We start from the raw sequence: 8,838 nt of genomic DNA on the forward strand, positions 1-8,838 counted from the left end.
GCGGCAGGTCGCCCTGGCTGGGAGGTCCAGCGCAGTGCGCGCCGGACCGTCGGTTCCTAGATTTCGCTCAGTACGCCGAAATCGCTGTCGCCCTGCTGCACCGCGTTCACGAGCTGCACCCTGTTTCGTGCGGCGAAGCGGCGGCGCAACTGGCGCATGTGGTAGTCCACGGTATGGGACGACAGGTCGAGCCGGTTGGCGATTTCCTTGTCGCTGCGGCCCTGCAGCAGATGCTGGAGGATGTCCTGCTGCGTCGCCGAGATCTCGATGCGGCCAGTGCCCGGCGCTCCGACGATGCGCGTGTGGCGCGACACGTACTCGTGCACGCTCAGGCCCAGGATCAGCCCCTGCCCGATCACGCTGTCGGTGATCCAGTCGCTTCCGGGCCTGCGCGACAGCAGGCTGATCACCGTGTGCTGGTTCACGTGCGTGGGAGACGCAAGACGGAACAGCAGCCCGCTGCGGATGCCGCTGGCATACAGGTCGTCGAGAAACCGCTGCCGCTCCTCGCTCAGCTCGTCCGATGTCTCCGCCGCCAGGGCTTCGAGCCGGGCCACGTCCCACGCCAGCGGGAGGCTGGAGGCGGGCACGCCCTGCTGCCGGAGATCGACACCGCAGTAGTTGTGGGCGAAGTAGCGCTTCGTCCATTCGGGGTTCGCGTAGGCGGTGAAGAAGCTCAGCGGCCACCAGTGGCCCCGCATGTACGCCACCGCGCCGTAGCCCAGCCAGTCGAAATCGAGCGCGTGGAGCATGCTGCGCACCAATGCCGCGCGGGCTTCGGTGCTGGGCGCATCCATCAGCTCGCCGACTATGGCCGGCACGTCGCCCGCGTGGGGCCGCGCGCTTCGCGGCAGGTAAAGGTGTTCTTCGTCGTAGAACTGCGGAACCGGATTGGCGGGTTGCGACTCTACGTTCGACCGCTGCACCGGATCGAAGTCCTGCGCCTCCGCCGCCGACGCCGGCGAGGCACGATGAAACAAGGTAGACAGAATCATGGGAGGCCTGAAGGATGTGCCGCCATACCGGAGAGGGCGACGGACTTGGGGTCAAAGTACCGCAAGGGTGTGCTCACCGCCTTGTAAATTTTTAGCTTCCGACGCATTTGCCCCCTCCCGGACGGGTGGCGAGCGGCAGTGACCCGCAGCCCGCGCATCCAATTGAATACCTTCGCCTGAACAATGGGCTGCATGCGCGGGTCCGTTCGCGGCCGAGGCTTCACAGATGCGGACTGCGCTGGCATGCTGCACACCGCGCGAGGCAAAAGCCCGACCTCCGCACACACCCGGTCCTCCATGGCGCAGCCTGCCTCCCAGTACTGGCGAGACGCGGATCTCGCAGGTCTTCAATTCACGATCAACCGGTTTCGCCATCGCGAAGTCCGGCCGCACAGGCACGTGGGCTTCACGCTCGCGGTGGCCGACACCGAACTCCAGGTGCGCAGCGGCACCCGCGTCACCGTGGTGCCGCCGGGCGCACTGTTTCGCATTGCGCCGCATGTCTGGCACTCGGTGCAGGCGCGCACCCCGTCCTGGCGCGAGGACGCCCTCTTCTGCAGCCTCGCCGTGGCGCGCTGCATCAGCCCGCCGGACGACGCCCTGCCGTTCGCGCGGCTGGAGGACGACTCGGGTGTCTCGGTATTCATCGATGCCGCCGCGGCGCTCGAATTCCTCGAATGCCACCGCCTGCTGTTCGTTCCAACGAGCACCGGCGATCCCGACGACATCGCGGCGGGCCGCGCCTTGCTGCGCAGGCGCCTCGCGCAATGGCTGCCCGCCCCCTCGCCGGCGGAGGACGACTCTCCCCTCGACGCGGAGCGGCCGTTCCCCGACAGCGGCGACGAACGCCTGAACCGGCTCTACGCCATCATCGCCTCCGGCTTTCATCAGCGCATGACGCTGGACAGCCTGGCCGACGCGGTCGGCTGGCACCCCGTGCACGTGCAGCGTCGATTCAGCGCCGCCTGGGGCTTCACGCCGCACGAGATGCTGGTCGGCCATCGCATCGAGTACGCCCGCGATCTGATCGCCGGCGGCGCCCACGTCACCTATGCGGCGCATGCGGCGGGCTTCACCGACCAGAGCCATCTGCACAAGACATTCATGAGCACCTACGCCGTGCTGCCGGGCGACTACAGAAGGCTCGCAGCCCTCGACGCGCTGCAGCCACTCTCGGCCAGGAACGGCATCGCGGGGTAGGCGCCCGGTCATACGCCTTGCGCCGCGACGATCGAGACGCCGTGGTCCGCCAGGTAGAGGCTGACCGGTGCGCCAGGGGCCAGCGGCTGCCGGACTTCGGGCGACACCACGAAGATGTCGCCCAGCGGGCTGCGGAAGGTGTATTCCATGGTGCTGCCCACGTAGGTCTGCTTGAGCACGCGCGCCGCCATGCCCGTGTGGGCGACCGGCCCGATCACCCAGGCCTCGGGCCGCACCGCGATCTTCACCGGGCCGGGGCGCACGCCCGGCGGCGCCACCACGGTCAGCGCGTCGAGCGACACGCGGCCGTCCTCCCCGCACTCGCCGTCGAACAGCATCGCCTCCCCCATGAAGCCCGCGACGAACTCGGAGTTCGGTGCCTCGTAGAGCTCTTGCGGCGTACCTTGCTGGGCGATCACGCCCTGGTCCATCACGATGATGTGGTCGCTGACGGCAAGCGCCTCGTTCTGGTCGTGCGTGACGTAGGCCACGGTCAGCGCCAGCCGCTGCTGCAGCGCGCGGATCTCTTCGCGCATCGAGCGCCGCAGGCGCGCGTCGAGGTTGGACAGGGGCTCGTCGAAAAGCAGCACGGCCGGCTCCAGCGCCAGCGCACGCGCCAGCGCCACGCGCTGCTGCTGGCCGCCCGAGAGCTCGCTGGGCGTGCGTTCGTTCAGCCCGCGCAGCCCGACCGTCTCCAGCATCAGCGCGGCCTTCTCGCGCGCCCGCGGCACGGGCAGGCCCGACATGCGCAGCCCGTAGGAGACGTTCTCGATCACGTTCATGTGCGGGAACAGCGCATAGCTCTGGAACACCAGGCTCACGTTGCGCTGCGCCGCGCCGAGCGTCGTCACGTCCTTGCCGTCGATCAGGATGCGGCCCGAGCTCGGGCTCTCCAGCCCCGCGAGCATGCGCAGCGTGGTGGTCTTGCCGCAGCCCGAGGGACCGAGGATGGTTGTCAGCGTGCCCCTGGGCACGCCGAAGCTGACGTTCTTCACGACCAGCGGCGCGTCGGAGGCGGCGCCGTAGCGCTTGGAGACATTCTGGAATTCGAAGCCGTACATCTGGATCTGTCTTTCGAAAATGAAAACTCAAGGCTGCGCAGCCACCGGCGATGCGCGTTCAGGCCCGCGGGGGCGCAGCTCGCGGTCCGGGCGGGCCGTGCCCGATGCGCGCCGGCCCAGCTTGCGGTCGCCCACCAGCCACTGGATGGCCGCGGTAGCGAGCGCCATGAACACGATCAGCGCCGTGCTGTAGGCCAGCGCCACGCCGTAGTCGCCCTGCCCCACGCGCCCGATGATGAAGGTGGTGGCCAGCTCGGTCTCGGCCGTCACCAGGAAGATCACCGCCGACACCGTCGTCATCGCACGCACGAAGCTGTAGATCAGCGATGCCGTGAGCGCAGGCTTCAGCAGCGGAAGCACCACCGACCACAGCGTGCGCGCGGTGGAGGCGCGCAGCATCAGCGAGGCTTCGTCCAATGACTTGTCGAGCTGACGGAACGCCGCCGATCCGGCACGCACGCCGACCGGCAGGTTGCGGAAGATGAAGCACATCACGATGATCAGGCCGCTGCCCGTCATCTCGAAGGGCGGCACGTTGAAGGCCACCACATAGCTCACGCCCAGCACGGTGCCCGGGATCGCAAAGGCCATCAGCGCCGAGAACTCGAAGGCACCCTGCCCGCGAAACTGGATGCGCGCCAGCAGCCAGGCGATCAGCAGGCCCAGCCCGGTCGTCAGCGGCGCCGCGATCGCGGCCAGCTGGATGGTGGTGAAGAGCGAGTTCCACGCCAGGCCCGCCCACTGGATCGCGCCGCCATCGAAGGCAATGCCGAAGGCGGTGCGGAAGTGGTCCAGCGTCGGCGTGTAGTTGCGCCCCCAGGTCTGCACGAAGCCGCCCGTGAAGGCAAAGCAGTACACCACCAGCGTGAAGACCAGCCACGGCACCGCGACGGCCAGCGCCACCCGGCGCAGCCCCTTGGGCAGCCGCATCGGAATGCCGGCGTCGCCCTTGCCCGATACCGTGGTGTAGCTCTTGCGACCTAGCACGCCGCGCTGCAGTGCGAACACGCCCAGCGCGAACAGCGTGAGCACCCAGGCGAGCGCGGCCGCCCTGCCCTGGTCGAACTGGGCGCCCACGATGGCGAAGAAGATCTCGGTCGACAGCACCGAGAACTGGCCGCCCGCGACGATGGGATTTCCGAAGTCGGCGATGCTCTCGATGAAGCCCACCAGGAAGGCATTGGCCAGGCCCGGCAGCATCAGCGGGAAGGTCACGTTGCGGAAGGTGCGGGCCGAGTCGGCGCGCAGCGTCTGCGACGCCTCTTCGAGCGACGGCCCGATGCCTTGCACCACGCCGCGCACGATCATGAAAGCGATGGGCGTGAAGGCGAACAGCTGCGCCAGCCAGACGCCGAACCAGCCGTAGAACCAACGCCCCGGCTCGATGCCGAAGGCCCACTCGAGGAACTGGTTGACCAGCCCCGCACGGCCGAACAGCAGCACCAGCCCCAGGCCGACGACGAAAGGCGGCGTGATGATCGGCAGCGGCGCCAGCAGGCGCAGGGCGCGGCGCACGCGCGAATCGCTGCGGTCTTCGATCAGCGCCAGCAAGGTGCCCAGCGCCGTGGTGCTGAGACCCGTGAGCACCGCGAGAAAGAGCGTGTTCCAGGCCACGCCGCAGTTGCGCGCCGAGTTCAGGCAACCCAGGCCCCATGTGCGCTCGTTGCCCACCCGGGCCAGCCAGGCGGCGAGGCTGGGCGTCCCCGTCTCGTCAATGAAGGCACCAGCCAGCGCACGCAGCACCGGGAAGGCCACGAACACCATCAGCAGGCCGCCGCTGCCGACCACCGCCGCGGCCACGAACAGGTCGCCCCTGAAGGCCCCAGAGCGCGCGACGCCGAAGGCCGTGAGCATCATCAGCGACGCGAGCACGGCCACCGCTCCCCAGCCGAATCCCGGCTGGCCCGCGCCGGCCATGCCGAGGAGGCCGCTCCATGCGCCAGCCTCGCCCGTGTTCGGCAACCCGATGGCGAAGCCCTGCGCGAGGACGCCGAGCAGGCCCAGCGCCCCGCTCCATGCCAGCAGGCGGCCCTGCGCGCGTCCCGGCGTCATGCCCGACGCGATCAACCCGGCCAGCAGGGGCCACGCGCCCAGCACCAGCCACGGCCGATGGTGCAGCAGCACCTGCGCAAGCGCCGACGAGGTGTCGTGCCCGACCGCCAGCTCGCTCAGCCCCTGCAACCCGAAGAGGCCGTCGGGCAGGCTGTACCACGGAAGCAGCACGAAGGCCGCGAGGCCCAGGCCGGACCACAGCCCGATGGCGCGGTTGTCATCTTGGAATTTCATGTCGATCCGTCGTTTCAGCGCGGCAGCGCGTTCACTTCGCGCTCCCAGCGCTCGATCAGCCGCTTGCGTTCCGCCGACCGGCCGTACCTGGCGTAGTCGTAGTCGATGAACTTGATCTTCCTGAAGTCCGGGATACGGCTGTCCAGCGGCGTGCCCTTGTTCGAGGGCAGCTGGAACTGCTTGGCCGCCACGCCCAGCTGCTGCGCCGCCGGCGTCAGCGCCCATTCGTAGAACTTCTTCGCGTTCTCGAGATTGCGCGCGCCCTTGACGATCGACATCGATCCGATCTCCGCCCCCGTGCCCTCGCAGGGCGTTTCGGTCGCGATGGGAAAGCCCTGCATCTGCTCGCCTGGCGCGTCATGCACGAAGCTGATCGACACCGTGGTCTCGCCGCGCGCAGCCGCCTTGATCGGGCCGGTGCCCGAGCGGGTGTACTGGCTGACGTTCCTGTGCAGGCCCTTGAGGTACTCGTAGGCCTTGTCCTCGCCCATCAGCTGGACGATGGTGGCGATCATGGTGTAGGCCGTGCCCGAGCTCGCGGGGTTGGCCACCTGCACTTCGCCGCGCAGCGCGGGCGACAGCAGGTCTTTCCAGCATTTGGGCGCGGGCAGCTTCTTCTTGGCCAGCAGCTCCGTGTTGAAGGCAAAGCCCAGCGGCCCCGAGTACACGCCCACCGTGCGCCAGCCCGACTGCTCGGCCTGCGCCTGCGCCCAGGGATGCAGCTGTGCGAGCGAAGGCGACTTGTAGGCCAGCGTCAAGTCCTGTTCGGCGGCCTGCAGGTGCGGATCGCCCGTGCCGCCGAACCAGACGTCGCTCTTCGGATTGGTGCGCTCGGCGATCAGCTGCGCCAGCGCCTCGCCGCTCCCCCGCTTGAGCATGTTGACCTTGATGCCGGAGCTGCGCGCGAAGGTGGTGCTGATGAGCGAGCACCATTCGTCCTGCACCGAGCACACCACGTTGAGCTGGCCCGATCCCTGGGCCTGCGCCAGCAAGGCGGTCCCGGCCAGCGCCACTGCGGGCACGAGCCTGCGGAGGCTTGTGTTTCCTGTCGTCGTCATCTTCTTCATCTCCTGGTTGTTCGTCATGCTTCTGGAGGCCGCAATCGTCCACCGATCGCGACGGCGTCGGACGACATGGGCAGGGAAAGGAAAGGGCGCCGGAGGGCGCCGAAAGGCGCTGAGGGGCGCGGCGCTCAGGGGCCCTGGCCCCAGGTGACCACCGCATCGACACCGATCACGCGGCCGTCGTCGACGCGGTCGTACAGGTCCATGCGGGCGCCCATCGCATCCGCGATCTGGCGGCAGATCGACAGGCCCAGCCCCACGCCGCCCTTGGTCGCGGAGAAGGCCTGGAAGAGCCGGGGCTGCACCTCGTCGTCGAGGCCAGGCCCTTCGTCCCACACCACCAGTTCGGTGCTGTCGGCATAGCCGCGCATCAGCACGCCCAGCCGGCCGGCCACCGGCGTGTGGTGGATCGCATTGGCCAGCAGGTTGCGCAGCAGCTCGCCGAGCATCAGGGCATCGGCCGGCGCCTGCAGCTCCTCGCCTTCGAGCGCGAAGTCGAGCCGCTTGGCCGCGATCAGGGGAGACAGTTCCATCACGGCATCGCGCGCGACCTCGTTCAGGCCGATCGGCTTGAGTTCGCCGGCCCGCTTGAGCTGCTCCAGCTTGCTCAGGCTCAGCAGCTGGTTGGCCATGCCGGTGGCCCTGTCGACCGTGTGAAGCAGCTGCGGAAGCACCTCGGCCAGCGGCACGTCGCCCGCGATCGCCGACTGCAGCTGCGTACGCAGCACCGACATCGGCGTGCGCAACTGGTGCGACGCATCGGCCAGGAAGCGGCGCTGCTGGCCGACCCATTCGCGCTGCCGGCGATGCAGGTCATGCATGCGCTCGACAGCGGGCCTCAGCTCGGCCGGGCCGTCATAGTCCGGCGCATCGGCATTGCGCGCGTCGAGCGCCTGGCGAGCTCGTTCGAGCCAGCGTGCCGCGATGGTCACCCCGCTCAGCACCACAAGCGACATCAGCGCCGCACTCGCGTAGAGCCAGGCCAGCAGGCGGTGCGGCAACGCATGCCAGAGCGCGATGCGCTCGCGCAGCGGCTCCGCCACCTGCACGATCACCCCCTCGCCATTCGCCGCGCCCGGCACATGGCGCAGCGCGGCGGCGGCACGCATCGCCTCGCCGCCGCGCTGGGTGACGTAGAAACTCGGCAGGCCCGAGACCTGCAGCGACCCGCGCCATGGATAGGCCGCAAGGGTGCGGTCGCCGCCGAGCCACTCACCCTGCATATTGCTCACCCTGTAGAACAACGGCTCGATGGTGTGCGTGAATGCAAGGCCGTCGCCCTGCACCGTGGCCTGCTGCACCACCTGCGATATCGCCACGCCCAGGCGCTCGTCCTGCGCAAGCGCCACTTCGACGAAGGCCGCGACCGCTTGCCACAAGGTGGCGAGCCCCACGATCAGCCAGAGCCCGCCGAGCATCCAGGCCAGCAGGAACTGCCGCAGCGAAGCCGCGCGAAAACGTCGTTGCAGCCATGCCTTCACCTACCGCGCCGCCCGTTGCTGCTGCTGCTGTTGCTGCACCACGCTGCTGGCGTCATCGCACAGCAGGTAGCCCACGCCGCGCAGCGTCATGATCTCGACGCTGGCGCCGGCCAGCTTCTTGCGCAGCCGGTGCACGATCACCTCGATGGCCTCGGCATTGGCCTCGTCGGCGCCGAACACCGCGTTCCGCAGGGCTTCCCTGGGCACCACATGGTCGACGCGCGACATCAGGCTCTTGAGCAGGTCGGCCTCGCGCGGCGACAGCTCCAGCGGGCTTTCGTCGCGGTAGAAGGCGTTCGACGCGGCCTCGTAGCGCAACCGGCCGCAGCGCAGTTCGCCGTCCCGGCCCAATCTGCGCGTGAGCGCGCCGAGCCGGGCGATCAGTTCGTCGAGATCGAAGGGCTTGGCGAGATAGTCGTCGGCGCCGGCATTGAGTCCGGCGATGCGCTCGCCCACCGCGCCGCGCGCCGTCAGCACCAGAACCGGAGTGCGGTTGCCGTCGCCGCGCAAGCGCTGCAGCAACTCCAGCCCATCGAGGCCGGGCAGCGAGAGGTCGAGAACCACCACGTCGAAGCGCTTCTTGCGCGCCGCCGCCAGCGCCTCGATGCCGTCGGCGCAGCACAGCACCTCGAAGCCCCGGTGCGACAGGCTTCGGCCCAGCACGCCCGAGAGATCGAAATCGTCTTCAACCAGCAGCAGCTTCATGCCTTGCATGGTGCCATCCGCGGGGCGAGCGCGAACCGGGGGTTGC

General features: G+C 69.0%; 7 protein-coding genes. 1 reads left to right on the forward strand and 6 read right to left on the reverse strand.

Translation table 11 applies throughout. The features are described from left to right. Positions 1-56: 56 nt before the first annotated feature. The gene (locus tag SFB74_RS24390) at positions 57-995 is read right to left on the reverse strand and encodes a LuxR C-terminal-related transcriptional regulator (protein ID WP_432726900.1); all 939 of its coding nucleotides are present in this window, start codon (positions 993-995) and stop codon (positions 57-59) included. A 297-nt stretch (positions 996-1,292) separates the two neighbouring features. On the opposite strand from SFB74_RS24390, the gene SFB74_RS24395 reads away from it, so the two are divergent. Next, positions 1,293-2,195: a helix-turn-helix domain-containing protein gene (locus tag SFB74_RS24395; RefSeq protein WP_432726903.1), complete on the forward strand. Its 903-nt coding sequence runs from the start codon at positions 1,293-1,295 to the stop codon at positions 2,193-2,195. An 8-nt stretch (positions 2,196-2,203) separates the two neighbouring features. Here SFB74_RS24395 and SFB74_RS24400 read toward each other — a convergent pair whose 3' ends face one another. The 5 genes from SFB74_RS24400 to SFB74_RS24420 form a co-directional block, all read right to left on the reverse strand. Next, the gene (locus tag SFB74_RS24400; RefSeq protein ID WP_432726905.1) at positions 2,204-3,256 is read right to left on the reverse strand and encodes an ABC transporter ATP-binding protein; all 1,053 of its coding nucleotides are present in this window, start codon (positions 3,254-3,256) and stop codon (positions 2,204-2,206) included. A 27-nt stretch (positions 3,257-3,283) separates the two neighbouring features. Next, entirely contained in the window at positions 3,284-5,542 is a 2,259-nt protein-coding gene (locus tag SFB74_RS24405) for an ABC transporter permease (protein ID WP_432726906.1), read from the reverse strand. 14 nt (positions 5,543-5,556) lie between these two features. Continuing rightward, positions 5,557-6,600 carry an ABC transporter substrate-binding protein gene (locus tag SFB74_RS24410; RefSeq protein WP_432726907.1) on the reverse strand — a complete coding sequence of 348 codons (1,044 nt, stop codon included), beginning with the start codon at positions 6,598-6,600 and terminating at the stop codon, positions 5,557-5,559. Positions 6,601-6,734: 134 nt separating this feature from the next. Beyond that, positions 6,735-8,087 carry a sensor histidine kinase gene (locus SFB74_RS24415; protein ID WP_432726908.1) on the reverse strand — a complete coding sequence of 451 codons (1,353 nt, stop codon included), beginning with the start codon at positions 8,085-8,087 and terminating at the stop codon, positions 6,735-6,737. Beyond that, positions 8,088-8,801, reverse strand: coding sequence for a response regulator transcription factor (locus SFB74_RS24420; protein ID WP_432726909.1), 714 nt, complete (start codon positions 8,799-8,801; stop codon positions 8,088-8,090). Positions 8,802-8,838: the final 37 nt, after the last annotated feature.

Source organism: Variovorax xiamenensis (genome assembly GCF_050916385.1).
Taxonomy (GTDB): domain Bacteria; phylum Pseudomonadota; class Gammaproteobacteria; order Burkholderiales; family Burkholderiaceae_C; genus Variovorax.

What these genes read in the sequence shown, in the direction of transcription:
- SFB74_RS24405 (WP_432726906.1), bottom strand. Translation starts at nt 5,542, where the DNA reads ATGAAATTCCAAGATGACAACCGCGCCATCGGGCTGTGGTCCGGCCTG.
- SFB74_RS24395 (WP_432726903.1), top strand. Translation starts at nt 1,293, where the DNA reads ATGGCGCAGCCTGCCTCCCAGTACTGGCGAGACGCGGATCTCGCAGGT.
- SFB74_RS24420 (WP_432726909.1), bottom strand. Translation starts at nt 8,801, where the DNA reads ATGCAAGGCATGAAGCTGCTGCTGGTTGAAGACGATTTCGATCTCTCG.
- SFB74_RS24410 (WP_432726907.1), bottom strand. Translation starts at nt 6,600, where the DNA reads ATGACGACGACAGGAAACACAAGCCTCCGCAGGCTCGTGCCCGCAGTG.
- SFB74_RS24390 (WP_432726900.1), bottom strand. Translation starts at nt 995, where the DNA reads ATGATTCTGTCTACCTTGTTTCATCGTGCCTCGCCGGCGTCGGCGGCG.
- SFB74_RS24400 (WP_432726905.1), bottom strand. Translation starts at nt 3,256, where the DNA reads ATGTACGGCTTCGAATTCCAGAATGTCTCCAAGCGCTACGGCGCCGCC.